12 protein-coding genes and 1 pseudogene are annotated in these 23,632 nt (G+C 71.1%); 4 read left to right on the top strand and 9 right to left on the bottom strand.

Going from position 1 to position 23,632, the window contains the following annotated elements; translation table 11 throughout:
* The first annotated feature begins 191 nt into the window (after positions 1 to 191).
* Positions 192 to 5,834, top strand: a complete 5,643-nt coding sequence (locus tag AB0B90_RS12345; RefSeq protein ID WP_362922428.1) for an SDR family NAD(P)-dependent oxidoreductase — start codon at positions 192 to 194, stop codon at positions 5,832 to 5,834.
* Positions 5,831 to 6,040 carry an MbtH family NRPS accessory protein gene (locus AB0B90_RS12340; protein WP_350948187.1) on the top strand — a complete coding sequence of 70 codons (210 nt, stop codon included), beginning with the start codon at positions 5,831 to 5,833 and terminating at the stop codon, positions 6,038 to 6,040. The genes AB0B90_RS12345 and AB0B90_RS12340 overlap by 4 nt, the downstream gene beginning before the upstream one ends.
* Positions 6,041 to 6,263: 223 nt before the next feature.
* Here the strand turns inward: AB0B90_RS12340 and AB0B90_RS12335 are convergent, their stop codons facing one another.
* On the bottom strand, positions 6,264 to 10,838 hold the full coding sequence (locus AB0B90_RS12335) for a molybdopterin-dependent oxidoreductase (protein WP_362922426.1): 4,575 nt from the start codon (positions 10,836 to 10,838) through the stop codon (positions 6,264 to 6,266).
* 414 nt (positions 10,839 to 11,252) lie between these two features.
* Between AB0B90_RS12335 and AB0B90_RS12330 the strand changes: the two genes are divergently transcribed.
* Positions 11,253 to 11,876, top strand: a complete 624-nt coding sequence (locus tag AB0B90_RS12330) for a class I SAM-dependent methyltransferase (protein ID WP_350948185.1) — start codon at positions 11,253 to 11,255, stop codon at positions 11,874 to 11,876.
* A 200-nt stretch (positions 11,877 to 12,076) separates the two neighbouring features.
* Positions 12,077 to 12,274 carry a DUF397 domain-containing protein gene (locus tag AB0B90_RS12325; RefSeq protein WP_350948184.1) on the top strand — a complete coding sequence of 66 codons (198 nt, stop codon included), beginning with the start codon at positions 12,077 to 12,079 and terminating at the stop codon, positions 12,272 to 12,274.
* A gap of 156 nt (positions 12,275 to 12,430) precedes the next feature.
* Here AB0B90_RS12325 and AB0B90_RS12320 read toward each other — a convergent pair whose 3' ends face one another.
* The 8 genes and pseudogenes from AB0B90_RS12320 to pyk all read right to left on the bottom strand — a co-directional run bounded on the left by AB0B90_RS12320 (position 12,431) and on the right by pyk (position 23,549).
* Positions 12,431 to 13,300: a DUF3037 domain-containing protein gene (locus tag AB0B90_RS12320; RefSeq protein ID WP_350948183.1), complete on the bottom strand. Its 870-nt coding sequence runs from the start codon at positions 13,298 to 13,300 to the stop codon at positions 12,431 to 12,433.
* Positions 13,297 to 14,106, bottom strand: coding sequence for a HipA family kinase (locus AB0B90_RS12315; RefSeq protein ID WP_362922423.1), 810 nt, complete (start codon positions 14,104 to 14,106; stop codon positions 13,297 to 13,299). Before AB0B90_RS12315 ends, AB0B90_RS12320 begins: the two co-directional genes overlap by 4 nt.
* A 396-nt stretch (positions 14,107 to 14,502) precedes the next feature.
* Positions 14,503 to 15,540 carry an LLM class F420-dependent oxidoreductase gene (locus tag AB0B90_RS12310; protein WP_350948181.1) on the bottom strand — a complete coding sequence of 346 codons (1,038 nt, stop codon included), beginning with the start codon at positions 15,538 to 15,540 and terminating at the stop codon, positions 14,503 to 14,505.
* A complete protein-coding gene (locus tag AB0B90_RS12305; protein WP_350948180.1) occupies positions 15,519 to 16,454 on the bottom strand; it encodes a thioesterase domain-containing protein in 936 nt (311 codons plus the stop codon). Before AB0B90_RS12305 ends, AB0B90_RS12310 begins: the two co-directional genes overlap by 22 nt.
* 85 nt (positions 16,455 to 16,539) lie before the next feature.
* Positions 16,540 to 20,358: an amino acid adenylation domain-containing protein gene (locus AB0B90_RS12300; RefSeq protein WP_362922514.1), complete on the bottom strand. Its 3,819-nt coding sequence runs from the start codon at positions 20,356 to 20,358 to the stop codon at positions 16,540 to 16,542.
* Between the two features lie 758 nt (positions 20,359 to 21,116).
* A pseudogene (locus AB0B90_RS12295) lies at positions 21,117 to 21,161 on the bottom strand (hypothetical protein); the annotation flags it as partial.
* Positions 21,162 to 21,506: 345 nt separating this feature from the next.
* Positions 21,507 to 21,914 (bottom strand): acyl carrier protein, encoded by a 408-nt coding sequence (locus AB0B90_RS12290; RefSeq protein WP_350948177.1) that lies wholly within the window; start codon positions 21,912 to 21,914, stop codon positions 21,507 to 21,509.
* Positions 21,915 to 22,118: 204 nt separating this feature from the next.
* Positions 22,119 to 23,549, bottom strand: coding sequence for a pyruvate kinase (pyk, locus tag AB0B90_RS12285; protein WP_350948176.1), 1,431 nt, complete (start codon positions 23,547 to 23,549; stop codon positions 22,119 to 22,121).
* Between the last annotated feature and the right edge of the window lie 83 nt (positions 23,550 to 23,632).

Genomic DNA, 23,632 nt, shown 5'->3' with positions numbered 1-23,632 from the left:
ATCCCCCGTATCCGACCTCGAACCGACGTCCGCCCCCCTCCGGCCCTCGCGGCCGGACCGGACCCCGTCCCCCCGCCCTCTCCCGCGACCGGGGCGGCGCCCCGACCGGCGACCGCACGACGTCCCGCACCGCGAACCGAGCCACGAACCGACCCGCCGACCCGACCGGCGCCCGGCAGACCGTCGAGCCGGTGACCGAACCGGCGACCCCGCCGGAGACCGAGTTGATGCCCGTCCAACCCCCCGCGCCGGAGCCGACCGCGACCGGCAAGGAAGAAAGGGACCCCCGCATGGCCGAGGAGCCCACCGTCGAACCGATCGCGATCATCGGCCTTTCGTGCCGGGTGCCCGGAGCCGGGGACGCCAGGCAGTTCTGGCGCAACCTCGCCGACGGCGTCGAGTCGCTGACGCACTTCACCCGTGAGGAACAGCGCGCGCTCGGCGTGCCCGACCACGTTCTCGACGACCCCGACTTCGTACCGGCCGCGATGATGCTCGACGACCACCAGGGGTTCGACGCCGCGTTCTTCGGCATGTCGATCAGGGAGGCGGAGATCCGGGACCCGCAGCACCGGCTCTTCCTCGAACTGTCGCACACCGCCCTGGAGGACGCGGGCTACGACCCGTTCAGGTATCCGGGCGAGATCGGCGTCTACGCCGGTTCCGGCTCGGACTTCTACCAGTGGATCAACATCAGGAGCAACGCGCAGGCCCACGCGAACGCGGGCTGGCTCGCCGTCATGGTCGGCAACCACGTCGACTACTGCGCCACGCTGTCGTCGTACAAACTGGACCTGCGTGGCCCGAGCTACACCCTGCACACCGCGTGCTCGACCTCGCTGGTCGCGATCCACGTCGCCGCCGAGGCACTGCGCAACGGCGAGTGCGACATGGCCCTGGCGGGCAGCGCGATGCTCGACCTGCCGCAGGGCCAGGGATATGTGTACGACGAGGACGGCATCGTCTCCCCCGACGGCCACTGCCGGGCCTTCGACGCCAAGGCGGCCGGGACGATCTGGGGCAGCGGCGGCGGTGTGATCGTGCTGAAGCGATTGTCGGAGGCGATCGAGGACGGCGACAACGTCCGGGCGGTCATCCTGGGCAACGCGATCAACAACGACGGCGCGGGCAAGGTCGGGTTCTCCGCGCCCAGCATGGACGGCCAGGCCGCGGTGATCGCCCAGGCGCTCGGGGTGGGCGGGGTCGACCCGCGCACGGTCACCTACGTCGAAGCGCACGGCACGGGCACCGCGCTGGGCGACCCGATCGAGGTCGCGGCGCTGAGCAGCGTGTTCGGCCAGGACACCGACGACACCCAGTGGTGCGGCATCGGCTCGGTCAAGAGCAACATCGGACACCTGGGCCAGTCGGCGGGCATCGCGAGCATCATCAAGGCGGTGCTCGCCCTGGAGAACGGTCTGATCCCGCCCACGCTGCACTACGAGAGCCCCAACCCGAAGATCGACTTCCCCAGGAGCCCGTTCTACGTGACGGGGACGCCCACCAAGTGGGAGCGCAACGGCTTCCCCCGGCGCGCGGGCGTCAGCTCGTTCGGCATCGGCGGCACCAACGCGCACATCGTGCTGGAGGAGGCTCCGGCACCGGTCCGCGAGGAGCGCGAAGCCCGCCCGGCGCACCTGCTGCGGCTGTCGGGCAGGACCGACACCGCGCTCGCCGCCGCCGCCGAGCGCCTCGCCGCGCACCTGGAGGCCCACCCCGGCGTCGACCTGGCCGACGTCGCCCACACCCTGCGGGTGGGGCGCAGGGAACTGTCGCGCAGGAGCGCGGTGGTCGCCTCCGACGTCGCCGACGCGATCGCCGCGCTCCGCGACCCCAAGCGGACGATCTCCGGTGCCGCCTCCCGGCGCACCTCGAGCATCGCGTTCCTGTTCTCGGGGCAGGGGTCGCAGTACGCGGGCATGGGCGCCGAGCTGTACCGCACCGAGGAGGTCTTCAAGGATGCGGTCGACGAGTGCGCCGAGATCCTGCGGCCCGTGCTGGGCGAGGACCTGCGTGAGCTGATCTTCGCCACCGGCGAGGAGGCCGGTGAGCGGCTGCGGCAGACGGCGCTGACCCAGCCCGCCCTGTTCACCGTGGAGTACGCCCTGGCCGCGCTCTGGCGCTCGCTGGGCGTCGAGCCCGCCGGGATGATCGGCCACAGCATCGGCGAGTACGTCGCGGCGACCGTGGCCGGGGTCTTCAGCCTGCCGGACGCGTTGCGGCTGGTGGCCGCGAGGGGACGCCTGGTGCAGAGCATGCCCGCCGGAGCGATGCTCGCCGTGCAGCTCGCACCGGACGAGATCGGGCCGCTGCTGCCCGACGACGTGTCGGTGGCGACCGTCAACGGCCCCGGGACGTGTGTGGTGGCCGGTCCCGGTGCCTCGATCGCCGAGCTGGCGGACATGCTGGAGGAGGAGGGCATCGGCCGGATGGAGCTGCGTACCTCGCACGCCTTCCACTCCTCGATGATGGACCCGATCCTGGGTGAGTTCCGCGCGCTGGTCGCCGGTGTCGAACGGTCGGCGCCGAGCCTGCCGTTCCTGTCGAACGTGACCGGCACCTGGATCACCGCGGCCGAGGCGACGGACCCGTCGTACTGGGCGCGGCACATGCGCGAGCCGGTGCTGTTCGGCGACTGCGTGACGGCCCTGCTCGCCGAGGGCGACTGGATCATGATCGAGTGCGGCCCCGGCAAGCAGCTGGCGGGGCTCGCCAGGGCACAGACCCCGCCGGGCGCGGTCGCGCCGCTGCCCTCCCTGCCCGGCCCCAAGGACGCCGCCGGCGACGTGGGCGTGCTGTCGGCCGCGTACGGCACCCTGTGGGTGAACGGTGTCGCGCTGGAGGCGTTCGGCAAGGAGGGGCACCGGGTCTCGCTGCCGACCTACCCGTGGGAGCGCCGGCGCGCCTGGATCGACCCCGACCCGCACGGGGCGTTCGTCGGCGGCGTGGCCAACCACGCGCCGGTCGAGGAGGACCTGCCGCTGGACCGCTGGTTCAGCGTGCCGGTGTGGCGGCAGGTCCCGCCGGGGCCGGCGCCCCTGTCGCCGGTCACCCGCGCCCTGGTCTTCGCCGACGACGGCTCGGCCGCCCTGGTGGACGCGCTGCGCGCGACGGGGGCCGAGGTGGTCGAGGTGAGGCCGGGCGACGGGTTCTCCGCGGAGCGCTCCGACGGCGTCCACACCGTCCGTCCCGCCGAGCGCGCCGACTACGACGCGCTGCTGGCGGCCGTGGGCGAGGTGCCGGGGCGGGTGGTCCACGCGTGGACCGTCGGCGACGAGCCGGCCGCCGGCCCCGAGGGGACCTGGCGGGCGCAGGACCGCGGCTTCTTCAGCGTGCTCGCGCTGGTGCAGGCGCTGACCTCGGCGCAGCCCGCCGACTCCACCGGCGGGGTGGAGCTGACCCTGCTCACCTCGGGGGCACAGGACGTCACCGGCGGCGACCTGCTCCGCCCCGAGCACGCGACCCTCGCCGGTTTCCCCCGGGTGGTGCCGCTGGAGACGCCGTGGCTGCGGGTGCGCCACATCGACGTCGAGGGACGCGACTGGATCAGGCACGCCGCCGCGGAGCTGGGCAGGAGGCCGGAACCGGACGAGGCGGGACTGCTGCCCACCGTGAGCATCAGGGGCGGCCGCCGCTGGCTGCAGCACTACGAGCAGCTGGAGGTGCCCGCGGCCGGGACATCCTCACCGGAGGTCGGCGGGCAGGCGGGCCCCCGGGACGGGCAGGTCTACCTGATCACCGGCGGCCTGGGCGGCATCGGTGTCTCGCTCGCCGAGGACCTCGCCGCGCGGGCCCGGGTACGGCTGGTCCTGCTGTCCAGGACCGGGCTGCCCGACCGGGCGGAGTGGGACGCGCACGAGACCGGCCGCGCGGGCCGGGCGATCGCCGCGATCCGCAGGATGGAGGAGGCCGGGGCCGAGGTCCTGGTGCTCGCCGCCGACGTCACCTCCCCCGCCGACATGCGCAGGGTGCGGGAGGAGACGATCGCCGGGTTCGGCCGGGTGGACGTGATCGTGCACGCCGCGGGACTGCCCGGCGGCGGCATGGCCGAGATCAAGGAGCGGGCCGCCGCCGAAGAGGTGCTCGCGCCCAAGGTGGTCGGCACGCTCGCGCTGCGCGAGGCCTTCGGCGACCTCGACCTGGAGGCCGTCGTGCTCTGCTCGTCGATCACCGCGGTCGCGGGCGGATTCGGCCAGGTCGACTACTGCGCGGCCAACAACTTCCTCGACGCGCACGCCAGGGGCGAGCACGGCTGGGGCGCGGCCACGGTCGTCTCCGCCAACTGGGGCAAGTGGCTCGAGGTCGGCATGGCGGCCGAGGTCGCCGCGCCCGCCGGGTTCGTGGCGCTGCAGCGCGGCGACCGGATCAGAGCCGTGGACCACCCGGTGCTGTCCGCCTGGCACGAGGCCGACGGCGAAGGGCTCGGCTGGGCCGGGGGCAGCCTCTCCCCCGACACCCACTGGGCGCTCGACGGGCACCGCATCTCCGGGGTGCCGGTGCTGCCCGGCACCGGGCATCTGGAGCTGGCCCGCTGCGCCGGAGAGGTGGTGCTGCCCGGCACCGGCGCCATCGAGTTGCGCGACGTGGTGTTCGTCGAACCGCTCTCGGTGGCCGACGGCGCCTCCGCCGAGATACGCGTGACGTTCAGCACCGAGACGGACGGCGCCGACTTCCAGGTGCGCAGCGTCATCGGCGGCGAGCAGCGCACCCACGCGCGCGGCACCGCGGCCAAGGTCGACGCCGGATCCGCCGGGCACGCCGACGTGGCGGCGATCATCGACCGCTGCACCCTCGCGTCCGACGAGCAGGGCGGGGTGCCGCTGTCCGGGCTGCTCACGCTCGGCCCCCACTGGGGTCACATGCAGAAGTGGTACATCGGCCAGAACGAGGCCCTGGGACTGTTCGATCTGCCCGAGGAGCTGTCCGAGGACCTGGACGGCTGGGGCCTGCACCCGGCACTGCTCGACAGCGCCACCTCCTTCACCTGGGTCGACGTCGTCGGCCACTACCTGCCGCTCGGCTACGGCCGCATCACCGTCAGGGACCGGCTGCCCGGCAGGTTCTGGAGCCACATGCGCTTCCGCGACAGCGGCACCGACGAGGTGCTCGCGGTCGACGTGACGCTCATCGACGCAGAGGGCGCGATCGTCACCGAGATCTCCGACTACGTGCTGCGCCGCATCAACACCGACGCCGTGGTGGCCGGGGTGACGGCCGACGCCGGAGCCCAGCGGGCCGGCACCGGCACCGTCGCCGCCCCCGACTCCGGCGGCCAGGTCACGACGGCCGCCGGAGGACCCGACGCGGTCGGCATCCGCCCCGCCGAGGGCGCCGAGGCGTTCCACCGGCTGCTCGCCACCCCGCTCGGCGCGCAGGTGGTGATCGCCGCGACCCCGATCGCCGCCTACCTGGCCGGTGTCGGGTCGGTCACCCAGGAGACGGTCGAGACGGAGCTGGACCCGGCCGCCGTGTCGGACCGTCCCCGTACCGGCGCGGCGACCGACGACTACGTGGCGCCGCGCGGTGAGGTCGAGGCCGCCATCGCCCGGCTGTGGAGCGAGGTGCTCGGCGGCGAGCGCATCGGCGTCGACGACGACTTCTTCGAACTCGGCGGCAACTCGCTCATCGCCGTGCAGCTCATCGCCCTCATCCGCAAGGAACTCGGCGTGCGGCTGCCGATGCGCAGCCTCTTCGAGGAGCCCACGGTGGCCGGGGTCACCTCGCTGATCGAGCAGGCCCGTGCCACCACGCCGGCGGCGGAGACCGCCCCGGCCGCGAACCAGTCCACCCAGTCCACGATCCCCCGTCTCCCCCGCAGGAGTGAGCAGCAGTGACCGAATCCCTTCCCGACACCAAGGTCGTCCTCAACGACGAGGAGCAGTACTCCATCTGGCCCTCGGGCCGCGACAATCCGGACGGCTGGCACGACGCGGGCTTCACCGGCACCAAGGACGAGTGCCTGGCCCACATCGAGCAGGTCTGGACCGACATGCGTCCGCGCAGCCTGCGCGAGGCGATGAACGCGGGAGGGGCGGGATGACCGAATAGAGGAGGACGTCTTCCCGTCCTCCTCCGGGTTCCGGGCGGGAGCGAACGTGGTTCCCGCCCGCTTCGAACCCGAGTCCGCCGTCCACGACATCGGCGTGCCCATACCGACGAGCGCGCCGACCGGTCGATCCGCACCGGTCGGCGCGCATCTCGGATGTCCCGCTTCCCCCGGTGGTCCGGGCATCGGCCCTCGCGAACACTAGGGCGGCGCGGCCTCAGTACACGTCGCGCACGTAGCGTCTGCTCGCGGCGAGCTGTTTGACGTAGAGGGTGGCCTCGTCGTCGCCGAGGCCGCCGTGGGTGACGGCGATCTCGCGCAGGGTCCGGTCGACGTCCTTGGCCATCCGGCTGGCGTCGCCGCAGACGTACAGGTGGGCGCCGTCCTGAAGCCAGGACCAGAGCCGGCCGCCGTGCTCGCGCATGCGGTCCTGGACGTAGACCTTCGCGCGCTGGTCGCGGGAGAAGGCGAGATCCAGCCGGGTGAGCAGCCCGCCGCGGTACGAGGCGTCGAGTTCGTCCCGGTAGTAGAAGTCGGTGGAGCGGCGTTGCTCGCCGAAGAAGAGCCAGTTGCGGCCGGAGTGCCCCAGTGCCCGGCGCTCGTCCAGGAAACCGAGAAAGGGCGCGACACCCGTACCCGGGCCGATCATTATCATCGACGCGGCCGGATCCGCGGGAGGACGGAAGTGCCTGTTGCGCTGGACGAAGACGGACACCGGGGTGTGCTCAGGGCTGTCCGCGAGGAAGGACGAGCACACCCCTCTGCGCTCCGTACCCCGTGGGTTCTCGAACCGGACGACCGAGACCGTCAGGCTCACCCGGTCGGGGGCGACGAGCGGGCTGGAGGAGATGGAGTACAGGCGCGGCTTCAGGCGTTTGAGTACGTCCGCCCACTCCTGGGCGGTGGCCCGGACGGGAAGCTCACCGACCACGTCGACGGCCTGGCGGCCCCACGTCCACTTCGCCAGCTCGCCCCCGTTGCCCGGGCGCAGGAACCGGGTGAGGTCGCGGTCGCGGGTACGGTCGGCGACGAACCTGAGCAGGCCGGGGGTGATCCTGGTGATCTCCAGCCGGCTCCGCAGGGCCTCACCGAACGGGAGGGGGCCGACGTCGGGGATCTCGACGGTGTCCGTGGGATCGAGGCCGGTCACGGCGAGCCATTCCGCGACCAGGTCGGCGCCGTTGACCGGCAGCACCCCGAGCGCGTCGCCGGCCTGGTAGGTCAGCTCGCCCCCGGTGTCGAAGGTGAACCGCCGCACCTCCTTGGCGGACCCCGGCAGGCTGAGCAGCCGGTTACCGGCCAGGGGCGCGCCGAACGGCGCGGCCCTGCCGGACCCCGCCGGCGATTCGGTGCCCGAGGGCACCGCGGGCGTCGCCCCGAGACCCGAAGGCGTCGGCTCAGGCCCGGACGACGTCGAACCGGGGGCTGACATCGGACCGGGACCTGACGTGCGTCCCGGAGCTGACATCGGACCGGGACTCGACGTGCGTCCCGGACCTGACATCGGACCGGAGTCCGGCGTCGGGCCGGAGGCCGAGGGAGACGGATCGAGTCCCGGAGGTGTCGATCCGTGGCCCGAGAGGGCCGGATCGGAAGGTGAGAGCGTCGCCTCCACCCCCGCGCGCGTGGGCTCGGGCGCCGAACTCGCCGGGGAGGAGGCGGAAGGTGTCGTCGGGGAGGGGACTGAAGGTTCGGCGAGGGCGGTGAGCAGCCGCTCAAGCCAGCCGAGGGCCCGCGAGTGGTCGTCGGGCTCGCAGTCCACCCGGGGTGCCAGGCGCTGGGCGCCCAGCTCCTCAAGGCGCTGGTCGAGCCGCCGGCCGTGACCGCAGAAGTCGTCGTAGCTGGAGTCGCCGAAGGCGAGTACGGCGTAGCGCACGCCGTCGAGCCGGGGCGCGCCGGACCCGATGAGGGCCTCCCAGAACCCGACGCCGTTGTCGGGGGCCTCGCCGTCACCGAAGGTGCTGGAGATGACGAGCAGGTCCGCGCCACGGGGGATGCTGTCCGGAGCGCAGTCGGCCATGCTGATCAGCCGGGGGGCGCGCCCCGCGCCGGTCAGCCTGTCGGCGCTGGCGACGGCGAACTCCTCGGCGTTCCCGGTCTGGGAGGCCCACAGGACGACGATGTCGCGCGTCGGCGGCACCGGATCGCCGCTCGCTCGCCCGGGTGGCGGGGCGAGCGTCCGGGAGAACATCCCGGCCAGCACCCCGTTGATCCACAGGGCGTGGGCGGGATCGACGGGGGCGTGGTCCGGCAGGACCGGCACGAGCGTACCCGCGGACGCCGAACCGTCGTGAGCGGACCCCGCTCCCTCCATGGCGAACGCCGCGCCGTCGAGCGCCGACAGGAAACCGGCCATGTAGCGGCGCTCGTGGTCGGCGAGCACCGGCGGCGTCAGGTCGGCCACCCCGAGCAGACCGGCCAGCGCGGCGATCCGGGCGGGCCGGGAACTCTCCGGGGCGGTTCCCGTGTATCCCGGGGCCGCTGAGGACGCCGGGAAGGCCGACGCCCCCGCGTACCCGGGAACCGTGGGGAACGCGGACGCCCCGGCCTGCTCGGGTACCGCGAGGGCTCCCGCCTTCCCTGTGTGCCCGGAAACCGAGGAGGCCCCGTGTTCGGGAGCCGCGGGGGACGCCTCGGAGGCGACCCTGGTGAGGGAGACCGCGCACACCTTGAGCTCGGGCTGGAACGAGATGGGATCGACGGCGTCGCTGGTGACCGCGTTGACGCTGAGATACTCGCCGAACAGGTCGTTCCAGTGGAACGGCGCGAAGCAGTCGCCCGGCATGACCCGGTCGGTCAGGAGGGCGGGCAGCACGGCCCTGCCGCGCCGGGAGGCGATCTCCACCAGGTCGCCCTCGCCGATCCCCTGCTCGGCGGCGTCGCGCGGGTTGATCTCGACGAAGGGCCCGGGGTTGAGCTTGTTGAGCTTGGCGACCCTTCCCGTCTTGGTCAGGGTGTGCCACTGGTGCTGCAGCCTGCCGGTGTTGAGGAGGAACGGGTAGGCGTCGTCGGGCAGCTCGGCGGCGGGCAGGTGCGGGCGGGGCAGGAAGGCGGCCCTGCCGCTCGGGGTGGCGAAGGCGAGACGCGGACGGCTGCCGTCGGGCCGGGTCAGCGTCGCCTGGCTGGTGCCGTCGTTGAGGTAGCGGACGGGGTTGCGTTCACCGCCGTCGGGCGCGCTCGGCCACTGGACGGGGGTCTCGCGCAGCCGCTCGTAGGTGACGCCCCGCAGGTCGTAGCCGGTCTTGGGATTCCACGCCCGCTTGATCTCCTCGAACACCTCCTCCGCGCAGGTGTAGGAGAAGGCGTCCTCGAAGCCCATCTCGCAGGCGACGCGGGCGATGATCTGCCAGTCGGGCAGCGCCTGTCCCGGCGGTTCCACGGCCTGCCGCAGCAGGGTGAGGTTCCGCTCGGAGTTGACCATCACGCCTTCGGTCTCGGCCCACATGGCCGCGGGCAGGACCACGTCGGCGTAGGCGTTGGTCTCGGTGGCGGCGAAGACGTCCTGGGTGACGACGAACTCGGCGGCCTCCAGGCCCGCGATGACGGTCCTGCGGTTGGCGACGCTGGCGACCGGGTTGGTGCAGATGATCCAGCACGCCTTGATCTCGCCCTCGGCCATGCGGGAGAACATCTCCACGGTCCCCTGGCCGACCTCGGTGCGCAGCGTGCCGGACGGCAGGTTCCACAGCTCCTCGGTGAAACGGCGGTCCTCCTCCACCAGCACCGAGCGCTGGCCCGGCAGGCCCGGCCCCATGTAGCCCATCTCGCGTCCGCCCATCGCGTTGGGCTGACCGGTCAGGGAGAACGGGCCGCTGCCGGGGCGGCAGATCGCGCCGGTGGCGAGGTGCAGGTTGCACAGCGCGTTGGTGTTCCAGGTGCCGTGCGTGCTCTGGTTGAGCCCCATCGTCCAGCAGCTCATCCACTCCCCCGCCGCGCCGATCCACTCGGCCGCCCGGCGCAGGTCGTCCTCGGGGATACCGGTGAGGCCGGCGACCGTCTCGGGGGGATAGTCCCGCAGGAAGTCCGGCATCGCCTCCCATCCCTCGGTGTGCCGCTCGACGAACTCGTGGTCGACATGGCCGCCCTCGACCAGCAGATGGAGCAGCCCGTTGAGCAGGGCGAGGTCGGTGCCCGGCCTGATCCGCAGGAACAGGTCGGCCTTGTCGGCGGTGGCGGTACGGCGGGGATCGACCACGATGAGCTTGGCACCGGCCTTGACCCGCTCCATCATCCGCAGGAACAGGATCGGATGGCAGTCGGCCATGTTCGCGCCGATCACGAAGAACAGGTCGGCGCGGTCGAAGTCCTCGTAGGAGCCCGGCGGGCCGTCCGACCCCAGCGACAGCTTGTAGCCGCTGCCCGCGCTGGCCATGCACAGCCGGGAGTTCGACTCGATCTGGTTGGTGCCGACGAAGCCCTTGGCGAGCTTGTTGACCAGATACTGCGCCTCCAGCGTCATCTGGCCGGACACGTAGAACGACAGGGCGTCCGGCCCGTGCTCGTCCAGGATCCGCCGCAGCCCGCGAGCGGTCTCGCCGATCGCCGCGTCCACACTCGTCGGCCTGGGCTCGGCGCCCCGGTCCGGCCTGACCAGCCCGCTTTCCAGGCGGCCGGGGGCGGCGAGCATGTCCGCGGTGGTCGCCCCCTTGGTGCACAGCCGACCGGCGTTGGCCGGGTGGCTCTTGTCACCGGATGCCTTGACGACCCGGCGCCGCCCGTCCACCTCCAGGACGATCCCGCAGCCGACACCGCAGTACGAGCAGACCGTCTTCACTTTCTCTGACGCCGCCATAGGTCCCTTCTCCCTGAGCAGGGGCCCGTGACGCCCTCCGCCGAACAGCGGGGACACCAAAGCCGCATCGGGCGGATCCAACGACGGAAACATAAGAAACAGGCGTTACGTAGATGTCACATCTGTCCGCGTCCGCCTGTTACATCCACATCACCGCCGATCTCCCCCGGCCACGCGCGACTCTCTCCGAGACTCTCCTGGCCTCGAACACCCGAAAACGCCCCACGCCATACCGAAGCGGAACGTACTCCCCTAACTCCAGGTGCTTCATGAGCCTCTCGGCATGGGCATCCCCGTGTTGGGCGGTGAGCACCTCCCGGAAAGGCAGGATCGACCACATCGCGACTTCAGCAATTCGCACGCATTGGAGACCGGCCCATGGATCTGTGACGTCAATCGCCTTAACCTGGGGCGATGTCGGTTGGCGGTACGGCGGCGTATGTCGATCTCGCGGGATTACCTCCACTGGTCAGGCGTGCGCTCCAAACAGCACAGGGGGCGGGCTTCGCTCCTTCCTGCCGTCCTGAGCAGGGGCGACTGCTGTACGCCCTGGCGGCCGGCGCCGACGTGATCGGAGAGACCGGCACCGGGTGCGGAGTGGGCCTGGCATGGCTGGCCTCAGGCGCCCGACCGGAGGCACGCCTGGTCAGCGTTGAACGGGACGCACATCGAGCGTCCCTGGCTGCCCAGGTCTTCCTCGATCATCCACAGGTCTTGGTGATCCGTGGCGACTGGCGGGAGATCTATCGAGACGGCCCCTATGACCTGCTCGTGCTCGATGGAGGCGGCCAAGGCAAGGGCGGTGAGAAGCCCGCTGATCCGCACAGGTTACTCAGGCCAGGAGGCACTCTGGTCATTGACGACCTGACCCCGGCCCGGCACTGGCCACCGCGATTCGACGGCGCTGTCGACCAGGCGCGGATGCACTGGCTTGATCACCCCGGGCTGGATGCGGCGGAACTTCGGCTCGCGCCGGATCTGGCCGCGCTCGTGGCCACTCGCCGTTTCACCGAGACGTCCAGCATGACGGATCACTGAACCGGGTCACGCAGCCGGCTTCCTGATCGAGGCGACATCGACGGTGCCCGGGTAGACCCGATCGCGGTTGTCGGTGCGCGGCGGTACGTCTCGGTGTTCGATTACCTTCGGGCAGCGGCCCTCAGTCCTGCCGACACGGCGACTATGCTGACAAACGCGCTGAACAACCCGGCGTGAGTGTCCGACCGAAGGGGCGAGCGATGTCCGATCCGGTAGACCTGACCACCGCAGCGTGGCACAAGAGTTCGCTCAGCGGAGCCAACGGCGACTGTGTGGAGGTCGCGAACCTGGGCGACGTCGTGGCCGTCCGCGACTCCAAGAACCCCGGCGGCCCCAGGCTCGTCTTCACCCGTGGCACCTGGTCGGCCTTCGTCACGCAGCTGAAGAACGACGTGTAACTCCCCGGGACCGGGACCGGAGCCGGAGGGGAGACGGCCGCTCGCCTCGACGGGCGGTGAGTTTTGGGCACCCGGCGTTGGGATCGTACGGGCCATGGGCCGCACGATCCCAACAAAGACCGTCAGGTGACCAGGTCGGGGCGAGAAGGGCATCGGTTACAAACGCCTCAAAAGCATCTCGGCGCGAGCGCCCACAGCTTCGACGTCCTCGAGTGAGTGAACCTGGGCGGACAGGCTGGCGAAAATTTCCTGAGCTTCCTCAAAGACATGTTCCTGCGCCGATGTCTCAGGGGGGGCGATGACCACCTGCAGGTCCACGTTCCTGTCGATTGTGCTGACTCGCTGATTGTTCGAGTCGATCACCCGGGCCTCATCGCCCTGACGGAGTCTGTCTATGGCGTATCCCCACGCCTTGACCTGCATGGACACACCATCCAAGCTCGATCGCCTGAACGACCATGCCTGCGTCAACTGCACCGCGCGACCGTTCGCGATCGCAAAGTCCATCGTGTAGTTGACATGAGCGCCGACGAACACATGGGGACGGTGGTGTATCAACGACTCGTCGATGTCCGCACGATGGTAGACATCACGCAACCGACGAGTGAGGACGTCCTTTGTCACTCCCAGGCGGGGTTGGGTGACAGGATCAATGATCACGTGTTGGAACACGCGTTCCAGCGCCTCGCGGGCGTTGTCAGCCAGGATCGGCGTCGGCGGGCTGAGCTGAACAACGTTGCGATGGTCGTGGTGCAGCCTCTGCAACCACTCCTCGCCCAGAGGTTCGCCACCCTCTTCCATGAGCGCGCGATGCGCGTCGATGTCCGCACCAAGTTGCAGCATGAAGCTACCGGCGATCTCCAGCACCGCGACAGGCGCGAACTTGCGTATCCGGTCAGTCTTGCTGAGTTGACGGATCTCCCAGTCCCCCGTGACGGGATCTCCGGCTATCGCCCCGTAGTTGACGAACTCGCCCGTGCGTGGATCGGGAAGACATCTGATGATCGAATATAGGTAACGGCTCATCTTGACTCGGCCTCCCTTCCCATCAGTGCTCGAACGCGATCGGCAACAGCAGGTGCCCTGTACTCAAGGAACCAGCCGAGTGCCTCCAGATCGTCGTCACTAACTGGCCACGATGCTGGCACGCCACGCAGGACGTTGACGAGAGCATCACGGTTGATTTTCTCAAGTGCTGCTGCCACTTGCTCGACCGCCTCCTCGCTGAGACCATCCGAGGCGTCGGGGAGCTCGTTGGGTTCGTCGGCACACTGGATCAGGTAGGGCTTCTTCCACTGTCCATCGTTCGCCGGAAAGTACAGGCCATGATCATGGCTGTAGATGCTTTCGTCGTTTTCGAGGTCGTACAGCCACTGCGGGTCGCAGCCGAAGCACCAGTCCCATAACGCATACACAGCCACCTGTCGCCTCTGGTTGTCGTCTCGCGATCGGGAGGCCAGGACGGGACGGCGTTCGATCGCATTGGGGATGGCGAGGCTGGCGTGTGCGAGCCCTGCTTCAAGGTGTCCTCGACCTACCGGCCAGCCGACGAATTCCTCAGGAATGCGGATGAGGCTGCCGTTACACACGGGCGCACCGATCAGTCGACCAACGCCCGACACCACATACTCGATAGCCACCGACATCTTGGTGTGATCTTCGCAGGCGTCAACGCATTTGACCCAATAACGGCGATCATCACTGGCAACGGCCAGAAACGGGCTCGCGAAAGTGTTCCCACCGGGGGTTAAGGGCATGGTCATAATCAAATCGTTGAAGCTGTCATCTCGACTGCCGACCAGCCCAGCCCAGTCTTCCAGCCCAACCAACACGGCCGCCCTTTTCTTAATCGATCCGAAGGGCTTCGCCTGCCGTAACCATAGAACAGCAGCGGTGACCCGTCACCCGATTTTGCCATACAAGAATCCAATGGTCTCACCTTTTCAAATTAACCGCAGGCGAGAGTGAACCACATCTCAGTCGATCCGTGTTTTTACTGATTCAGCACGTTAGATAATTATTTTTGTCGATCCAAACGGGCGACGCAACCCACAAGAGTCGCCACGAAAAAACACAGATTACCCAAGAGATATATCTAACATCCTAAATGAGTAAATAGCCGAAAGAATGGCCGATTACATCAGCGACGGCACCCTGCTTGGAGGGCCACCTGAGGCAGTCGCATCCCTTGCCGTGGGCCGTACGATCCCGGCGGATCCGATGGAACGTCAGGCGACCAGGTCCGCCACCAGTTCCAGTTGTTCCAGGCGGAGGCGGAGGGTCGGGGTGACCAGGCCGACGACGAGGGAGGTGGCGCCCGCCTCGCGGTAGGCGGCGACCCGTTCGCGGAGCTTGCCGGGCGGCCCGCACATCGTCATCGCGTCGACCAGGCCGTCGGGGAGCAGCGACATCGCCTCGCCCTGACGCCCGCCCAGGAACGCCTCCTGGACCGCCTCGGCCTCCTTCTCGAAGCCGAGGGAGCGGGCCAGACGGTTGTAGAAGTTGGTACGGCGCGAGCCCATGCCGCCCAGATAGAGGGCGAGCATCGGCCGCATCATGTCGAAGGCGAGTTCCTCGTCGTCGTCGACGAGGGTGAGGATCATCGGGGCGACGTCGAAGCCGTCCAGGGTACGGCCCGCCCGTGCCGCGCCGGCGCGCAGCTGGGCCGTGCGCTCGGCGAGGTGCTCGGGCGGGAAGTGGATCGCGAGCCAGCCGTCGGCCAGCTCCCCGGCGAGCGCGGTCGTCTGCGGGCCCATCGCGCCGAGATAGACGGGGAGGTGCTTCTGGACCGGGGAGACGCCCAGGGACAGCTCCTTGCCCTGCCCGCCGGGGAGCGGCAGCGTCACGGTCTCGCCCGAGTAGCTCACCGGGCGCCCGGCCAGGGCGAGACGCAGCACCGACAGGTAGTCGCGGGCGCGGGCCACCGGCCGGTCGAAACGCTCCCCGTGCCAGCCCTCCACGACCTGCGGCCCCGACACGCCCACACCCAGCCGGGCCCGGCCGCCGGAGATCTGGTCGACGGTGGCGGCCGTCATCGCCGCCACCACGGGCTTGCGGCCCGACATCTGCAGCACGCCGGTGCCCAGCGCGATCCGCTCGGTCTGTCCCGCGATCCACGCCATCAGGCTCGCGGGGTCGGTGCCGTAGGTCTCGGCGGCCCACACCGACTCGTAGCCCAGCCTCTCGGCCTCGCGGACCAGGGTGAGGTGGTCGGCGGGACCGAGCCCGGCACCGCCCCAGTAGCTCATGCTGTAACCGAGACGCATCCGATCTCCTCTGCGATGACGGTGGCGAGCAGGTCGGGGGTCTCCTCCGCCAGCCAGTGTGAGGCGTCGAGCTCGCGCATCGACGGCCGAAAGACGCTCTGCCTGCGCCAGCCGAGCAGCCCGCCGCGCGACATGGAGCCGTCGCGGCTGCCGTACAGGACGGTGACGGGTACGGGCAGCGGCGGCCCCTGCCGGTGCCGGTACCGGGCGAGCATCCCGAAGTCGGCGCGGAGTGCGGGTTCGAGGATCGGCCTGAGCACCTCGCGCTCGGCCACCTCCGCCGGAACCCCGCCCAGCTCGATCAGCTGGTCCCAGAACAGCCACGACGGCAGGGAGGGCAGCCTGCGCAGCAGGAGCGTGACGTCCGGCGCGGCGAAGGACCCCACGAGCAGCCGCTGGGGCCATCGCCCTCCCGGCCCGGCCGAGGGATCCGATCCGGCGGACTCCGGTGGCGGGTCTTCTGCGCGTACGGCGGGCCCGGACGAGTCCGGGGGTACGGGTCCGGACGCCCCCGGGGGTACGGTCCCGGATGACCCCGGGGGTACGGTCCCGGACGGCCCCGGGGGTACGGTCCCGGACGGCCCGGAGGCGGGGGCGAGTTCGGTGAGGCGGCGGCAGACCAGGTAGGCCAGCAGCGCGCCGCTGCAGTAGCCGAACAGCGCGTACGGCTCGCGGGCGTTCGCCAGCAGGTCGCGGGCCAGGACGTCGACGAGCGCGTCCAGGTCCTCGACGGGCGGCTCCGCCAGCCTGGCCTGGCGGCCGGGGAGGTTCACCGACCACACGTCGACCTCGTCGGGGAACCGCCCGGCCAGGTCGGTGAGCGAGGCGGGACCGCTGCCCGCGTTGGGGAAGACGTACAGGCGGATCCGGCCCCCCTGCCGCTCCCCCACCGGCACGAACCACGGCGCGGTCATCGCGTTCCTTCCGGTGCCGAGACGCCGGACTCCGGGGAGCCCGGTCCCGCGAAGGAGGCCGGGAGCCGTACGACGGGGATGGACGTCACGAACCCGCCCCTTCCTGGATGAACGCGGCCAGCTCGGCCGGGGTGGGATGGTCGAAGACCGCGCGGACGTTGATCGCCCGGCCCGCGAGCTCCTCCAGCGGTGCGATCAGCCGTACGGCGAGCACCGAGTGCCCCCCGTTGAGGAAGAAGTTGTCGTGCTCGCCGAGTCCCGGGCGGCGCAGTGCCTCCCGCCAGAGCCGCAGCACCCCCTCGGCGAGTTCCGAGCTCGCCGGGGCACGGGGGCCGGACGGGGAGGCGTCCTCGGGGACGGTGAGCCCCCGATAGTCGATCTTGCCGTTGGCGGTCGTCGGGAACTCGCCGGCCAGGACGATCCCCGAGGGGACCGCGTAGTCCGGCAGCCGCGTCCCCGCGTACCTCCACAGCTCCTCCCGCAGCGCGGCCTCGGTCTCCCCGTCGGGCGGGTCCGTGGGCTGCACGAACGCCACCAGCCGGTCGTCGTGGACGATGACGGCCGCGACCTTGACGGCGTCGTGGTGGTGCAGCACCGCCTCGATCTCGCCCAGCTCGATGCGGTGTCCGCGCAGCTTGATCTGGCGGTCGTCGCGGCCGAGGAGTTCCAGGGTCGCGTCGTGCCTGAGCCTGGCCATGTCCCCTGTCCGGTAGAAGCGCCCGTGGCGGGGATGTTCGCCGAACCGCTCGGCGGTCAGCTCAGGGCGGTTGACGTACCCTGCGCCCACCCCGTCGCCCGCCACGCACAGCTCACCGGGCACGCCCGGCGGGGCCTCGCGCCCGTCGGCGTCCCTGACGAAGATCCGGGTGTTGGCGAGCGGCACCCCGATCGGCACCGGATCGGCCGGGGGGCCGAGGATCTCGGCGGCGGTGGACCAGATGGTCGTCTCGGTCGGCCCGTAGACGTTGAACAACCGGCAGCCCAGGCCCAGCAGGTCAGTGGCGAGCGCGGCCGGCATGGGCTCTCCGCCACAGAGCACTACGCGCCCGGCCAGCTCGTCGCGCGCCTCGGGGGCGATGAGCCGCCACGCCGTCGGGGTGGCCTGCACGACGCGTACGTCCCGTGCCGCGATGAGTTCCAGGAACCTGCGCGGCTGCAGCTGGTCGTCGTCGGAGGCGACGACCAGGGTGCCGCCGACGGTGAGCGGGAGCATCAGCTCCAGGGCCGAGATGTCGAAGGAGGTCGTGGTGGACCACAGCACCGCGTCGGCCGCGCCCGCCCCCAGCCGGCCGGCGAAGTCGAGGACGAGGTTGGCCAGGTTGCCGTGGGTGACGGCCACTCCCTTGGGCCTGCCGGTGGACCCCGAGGTGTAGATCACGTAGGCGATCGACTCCCCGGATATCGTCGCGGAGACCTCGGCCGGATCCAGCGGTCTTCGCGCCCCCTGATCCGCCTCGGCGCCGGACGCGGAGGCCTGCGGCATGGGGAGTACGGGCGTCTCCCCCGCCCAGGGAGCCTCGGAGTCGGCGACGACCAGGCGGGCACCGCAGTCCTCCACCTGGTAGGCGAGGCGCAGCTCGGGCTGGCGCGGGTCCAGCGGCAGGTAGGCGGCTCCGGCCGCCCAGACGCCGAGCACGGCGGCGACCATCTCCGCCGAACGGCTCAGGCCGAGCGCCACGATGTCGCCGGGGCCCGCGCCGTGCGCGACGAGGGTGTCCCGCACGGAGGCCGCCCAGTCGAGCAGCTCGCCGTAGGTGACCTCCCGGTCGCCGTCACGGATCGCCGTCACGGTGCGAGGCTCGCGGGCGGCCTCCGGATCGCCGTCAGCGATGACCGCCTGGGCATCGCTCCCGTGCACGACCTCCGGGAGGCCGTCACGGATCACCGCCCCGGCACCGCTCTCGCGAACGACCCCGGGCAGACCGTCACGGATCACCGCCCCGACACCGCGCTCGCGGCCGACCTGCCCGTCGCCGGTTTCGAAGCCCCCGGTGCGGGTGACGATCCGCTCCAGCAGCGTGGCCGGTCCTTCCCAGGTCCGCGCGGTGTCGTTGAGCCGGTCGAGCAGCCTCCGGTCGCCCGCCGAGAGGGAGTCCAGCTCCCGCTGGGGCCGGTGCGCGTCCTTCGCGGCCCGCCGCAGCAGCGCGGTCATCCGCGCGACGAACGCGGCGATCTCGGCCTCGTCGTGGACCTCCGTGCTGTGCCAGACCCTGAGCGTGAGCCTGCCGGGCTCCTGCACCGCGATGCACTGCAGGTCCAGGCGGCTGCGGTCGAACAGGTCCTCGACGTACTCGGGGACGGAGCCCAGGATGCTCACCTGGTCGTCGGTCCACGGCCGGTAGTTGAACATGTGCCGGAACAGCGGCACCCTCCAGTCGCCGGTGCCGTGCCCGCGCTCGACCAGCACCGCCTCCACCGAGGCGTCCGCGTGCTCTACGCCCTCGAAGAAGACGTCCTCGACCCGTCTGACCAGGGCCGCGAAACCCTCCTGCGGATCGGCGCGCACCCGGATCGGCAGGGTGCTGACGCCGTAGCCGACATGGCCGCGCATCGCGGCCGTCCTGGTGGTGACCGGCATCGCGGCCACCAGATCGGGACCGGCGCCGTGCGCGCGCAGGGTGAGCATGAACGCGGCGGCGAGCACGATGTTGTCGGTGGTGCGCAGGCCGGTCCGCAGCGTGTCGAGCGCCCGGCGCGTGTCCGCGTCCACCTCCCAGGAGCAGGTGTGCCCGGCGAAGGTGGGCCGGGCGGGCGACGGCCTGCTGCCGGGGAGCACCATCGCGGCCGGGTCGACGTCCCTGAGCCTGTCGAGCCAGTAGTCCAGCGACTCCCGGGACGCCGCTTTGGGCTCCAGCATGGGCGCGGTGCCCGCGAGCGCGGCGGGGAGCGGCTCCTGGCTCGTCTGCGCGTCGTAGAAACCGCCCAGTTCCTCGACGAGGAACTGCATCGAGGTGGCGTCGATCACGATGTGGTGCGCGACCAGGCAGACCACGCTCCCGCCGCCGTCGGGCAGCGTGAAGTGCCCGGCCCGAAAGAGCAGGTCACGGCCCAGGTCGAAGGGTTCGTCCAGGAAACTCTGCAGGTCGGCGACGAGCGTCTCCGGCGTGGTCTCGCCGTTCACCAGCTTGATCTGCGCGTCCTTCGGGGCGGTGAGGTGCCGTACGGGTGCGCCGTCCACCTCGGGAAACCGCAGGCGCAGCGCCGGGTGCCGCTTGAGCAGGCGGTTCACCGCGATCTGCAGCGGGAGCCTGCGCAGCGGCTGCCGGGTCCTGAACGCCACCGCCAGGTTGGACACCCCGCTCGACCCGGCGAGCTGCTCCAGCACCCAGAACGAGTACGGGACCGCCTCGGGCCTGCGCAGTGGCTCCGCGGGCTCCGGCAGGCCCTCGGGGAGCCGTGACGCGTTCTCGCGTTCCCGCGCCTCGGGAGCCGGCGACGCATTCCCACGTTCCCGCACTTCGGGTGCCGGTACGGGAACGGGCGTCACCTCGGCGGGGCGATGCCCGCCGGGGACGGGCAGTCGCTGCAGAGGGTGGTCGGGGTCGAGCGCGACCCAGTCCACCGGACAGCCGAGCGTCCACAGCCGGGCGAGCGCCGTGAGCAGACCCCGGCGGTCGTCCCCGCAGCGGATCGTCTCCTCTCCCGGCGATATTCCCGCCGTCCCTGCCGTCCCTGCCGTCCCTGCCGTCCCCGCCGTCCCCGCCGTCCCCGCCGCACCGAGCAGGAGGGACGGCGCGCCTCGTGCGCCACCGGCCTTCGGTCCCGCTGCCGCCTCGGACGAGGGCTCCGGCCCCGCGAACGTCCCAGGACGGGCCTCCGGTTCGTGGAAGGCATGTCCCGACACCCGCTCCGGCGCCGCACCGGAGGCGGCCACCCGGGCGATCGCCTCGTCCAGTCCGAGCATTCCCGAGAAGGCGGCGGCGGTGAGTTCTCCGACCCCCTCCCCCGTGCACCCTCCGGGGGTGACACCCCAGCCGGTCAGGGTGGCCGCCAGGGAGTAGGTGACCGCGAACGTCACCGGGTCGTCGTCGCGTTCCCCGGCGAGCCAGGCGTCGCAGAAGTCGACGCCGTGCCGCTCGAAAGCCTCCAGGCAGACGTCCATCGTCTCGCTGAACAGCCGCTCGACCCCGTACAGCGAGGCCCCCAGCCGACCGGCGCCGCCGGCGGGGAAGACGAACCGCACACCCGTCCAGGCCGCGTCGCGGGAAGGCGGCTCATGCCCGGCCGTTTCCTCGGCCGAGGCCGTCCGCGCGGCGGCGAGGGCGGCGGACGCCTCGGCGGGGGTGGTCGCGACGATCGCACCCCGTACGGGATGCGGGGTGCGGCCCCGCTGGAGGACGGCCACGGCGTCGGCGAACCGGTCGGGGGCGAGGGTGGCGAAGAATCCCGCCAGGCCTTCCCGTACGGCGTCGGCCTCCTGTCGGTGCCGTCCCGACCAGGCGACGACGCGAGGCCGGCGGTCCGCGGGGAGGTGGACCGGCGGGAAGCCGTCCTTCACCGTCAACGGATCACGCGGACGCGCGGTCGGTCCGCCTGTCGGCGATCGGCCGGGCCCGCTGCGGGCGGGACCGGTGCCGGGCCGGGAAGCGGTCAGCGGGCCGGTCGCCGTACCGGCACCCCGGTCGGTCACCGAGACGGTCGCTGTGTCGGCGACCCGGTCGGTCACCGGGGCGGTCGTCGCGTCGGCGACCGTGTCGGTAGCCGGGTCGGCTGCCGGGTCGGCTGCCGGGTCGGTCGTCGTCTCGATCACGGCGCGTACGAGGTCGCCGTCGAGGAGGGCGTCGTCCAGGCGCCTGAGCGCGATCGCGGTTCCCCGTTCCGCGACGGCGCCGAGGCTCGGCCCCGAGACGGTGATCGCGAGGTCGCAGATCCCCAGGGCGAGGGCGAGGCAGGCGGCCTCGGCCGTGTCGTGGACGGCGAGCGCGCCCGGTGGGCGCGCGGGGTCGTGTCCGGCGTTCTCCATCGTGGCCTCGACGACCTCGATCGGGACGGGACCGGGAGAGAGCGGGGCACGCGGGCCCATACCGATCACCGCGATCGGCGCGGTCCTCGTCACCGAGACGACCCGCCGTCCCTGCGGATACGGGCGCGCACATCCCTGCGGCTGCCTCCCGTGGGGCGCGGGCGCGCGGGTTCGCTCCTGACGGGTTCCTGCGCGCCCGCGACGAGGCGGCTGAGCGCCCGTACGTTCGGCCGGGCGAACATCGCGGTGACCGGGATGTCGATACCGAGCGCCCCGGTGATGTCCGCGTGCAGCTCGACCAGCGCCATCGAGTTGAGCCCGGCTTCGAAGAAGTTCTCGTCGGGGTCGACCGTCCGGCCCAGGCGGGCCTCGATCATTCCCGCCACCGTGTCGGCGGCCGACACCCGCTGCCCCGGGCGACCCGATTGGCCTGGAGGCCGCCCCTCGTCCTCCTCGTGTTGCCGCTCCGCTCCCACCGGCCGACTGCCCTGGATCATCCGGCGCCTTTCGTGAAATTTGTCTGGTTCACCGGGCACCCCCTTTTCGGGCATGCCGTGCACCGATCTTCTGACACCTATTCGGACACGACAAGGGCGTATTTTTCGGCTTTTTTGGATCACCGAGCGCGGGGAAGACCCCGGAAACGCGTGCGGCCACCGCCGAAGCGGTGGCCGTACGCGTTTTCGCGGATCGGGTGAGGATCAGGCGGGGTTGGAGACCGCCGCCCCGATGGTGTGCACGCGCAGGGCGTTGGTGGAGCCGGCGGTGCCGGGAGGCGAACCGGCGACGATGACGACCTTGTCACCCTTCTCCAGGCGGGAGTTGGCGAGCAGCGAGGCCTCCACCTGACGGACCATGTCGTCGGTGTGGTGGACGAACGGCACCTCGAAGGTCTCCACACCCCAGGTCAGCGCGAGCTGGTTGCGGACGTGGCGGGCGGAGGTGAACGCGAGCAGCGGGATCGGCGAGCGGTAGCGGGCCAGACGGCGGGCCGTCTCACCGGACATGGTGAACGCCACCAGCGCCTTGGCGCCGACGATCGCCCCGACCTCCGCCGCGGCACGGGCGATCGCGCCACCGGTGGTCTCGGGCAGCCGGTCGAGGCTGTGCGTGGCCTGCAGGGAGCTCTTCTCCGCGGTCGTGGCGATGCGGCTCATCGTCTCGACGACCTCGATGGGGTAGTTGCCGACCGAGGTCTCCCCGGAGAGCATGACCGCGTCGGCGCCGTCCATGACGGCGTAGGCGACGTCGGAGGCCTCGGCGCGGGTGGGACGCGGAGAGGTGATCATCGAGTCCAGCATCTGGGTGGCGACGATGACCGGGCGGGCCTTCTCGCGGCAGAGCTCGATGGCGCGCCTCTGGACGATGGGCACCTCCTCCAGCGGCAGCTCGACACCGAGGTCACCGCGGGCGACCATGATGCCGTCGAAGGCCTCGATGATCTCCGGGAGCCGCTCCACGGCCTGCGGCTTCTCGATCTTGGCGAGCAGCGGGAGGCGGATGCCCTCCTGCTCCATGATGTTGCGCACCACGTCGGCGTCGGAGGGACGCCTGACGAAGGAGAGGGCGACCAGGTCGAAGCCGGCGCGCAGCGCCCAGCGCAGGTCGGTCTCGTCCTTGTCGGTCAGGACGGGGGCGCTGACGTTCACGCCGGGGAGGTTGAGGCCCTTGTTGTCGGAGATCATGCCACCGACGACCACGCGGGTCGTGACGCGCTGGCCGTCGACCCGGGTCACCTCCAGCCGGACGCGGCCGTCGTCGACCAGGATGCTGTCGCCGGGGCTGACGTCCTTGGGAAGCCCCAGATAGGACGTGGAGACCTGGTCACGGTCGCCGGGGACCTCCTCGGTGGTGATCGTGAAGACGTCACCGAAGCCGAGACGGACGGGACCTTCCTCGAACTTACCGACCCGGATCTTGGGGCCTTGGAGGTCGGCCAGCAGACCTACGCCACGCCCGAGCTCGGCGGCCGCCTCCCTCAACCTGTCGTAAACCTCCCTGTGCAGCTCGTGGCTGCCGTGGCTGAGGTTGAAACGGGCCACGTCCATCCCGGCCGCGATGAGTTCGCGGAGGCGTTCGGGAGATGAGGTGGCGGGGCCGAGAGTGCAGACGATTTTCGCGCGACGAGTCACGGATCCCACCCTAATTGGTACAGACCACTTGGTCGCGACGTTAGCCGTAGCGCCGATGAAAAATTCGGTGACACAAAGCCACC

It is taken from the genome of Streptosporangium sp. NPDC049078 (genome assembly GCF_040648855.1).
GTDB lineage: Bacteria > Actinomycetota > Actinomycetes > Streptosporangiales > Streptosporangiaceae > Streptosporangium.
This window is presented reverse-complemented; position numbering and strand designations above follow the sequence as displayed.

Bases quoted from the DNA above. Each gene is read 5' to 3' on its own strand.
- AB0B90_RS12335 (WP_362922426.1), bottom strand. From the start codon at position 10,838: ATGGCGGCGTCAGAGAAAGTGAAGACGGTCTGCTCGTACTGCGGTGTC.
- AB0B90_RS12330 (WP_350948185.1), top strand. From the start codon at position 11,253: ATGTCGGTTGGCGGTACGGCGGCGTATGTCGATCTCGCGGGATTACCT.
- AB0B90_RS12325 (WP_350948184.1), top strand. From the start codon at position 12,077: ATGTCCGATCCGGTAGACCTGACCACCGCAGCGTGGCACAAGAGTTCG.
- AB0B90_RS12320 (WP_350948183.1), bottom strand. From the start codon at position 13,300: ATGAGCCGTTACCTATATTCGATCATCAGATGTCTTCCCGATCCACGC.
- AB0B90_RS12310 (WP_350948181.1), bottom strand. From the start codon at position 15,540: ATGCGTCTCGGTTACAGCATGAGCTACTGGGGCGGTGCCGGGCTCGGT.
- AB0B90_RS12305 (WP_350948180.1), bottom strand. From the start codon at position 16,454: ATGACCGCGCCGTGGTTCGTGCCGGTGGGGGAGCGGCAGGGGGGCCGG.
- AB0B90_RS12300 (WP_362922514.1), bottom strand. From the start codon at position 20,358: ATGCTCGGACTGGACGAGGCGATCGCCCGGGTGGCCGCCTCCGGTGCG.
- AB0B90_RS12290 (WP_350948177.1), bottom strand. From the start codon at position 21,914: ATGATCCAGGGCAGTCGGCCGGTGGGAGCGGAGCGGCAACACGAGGAG.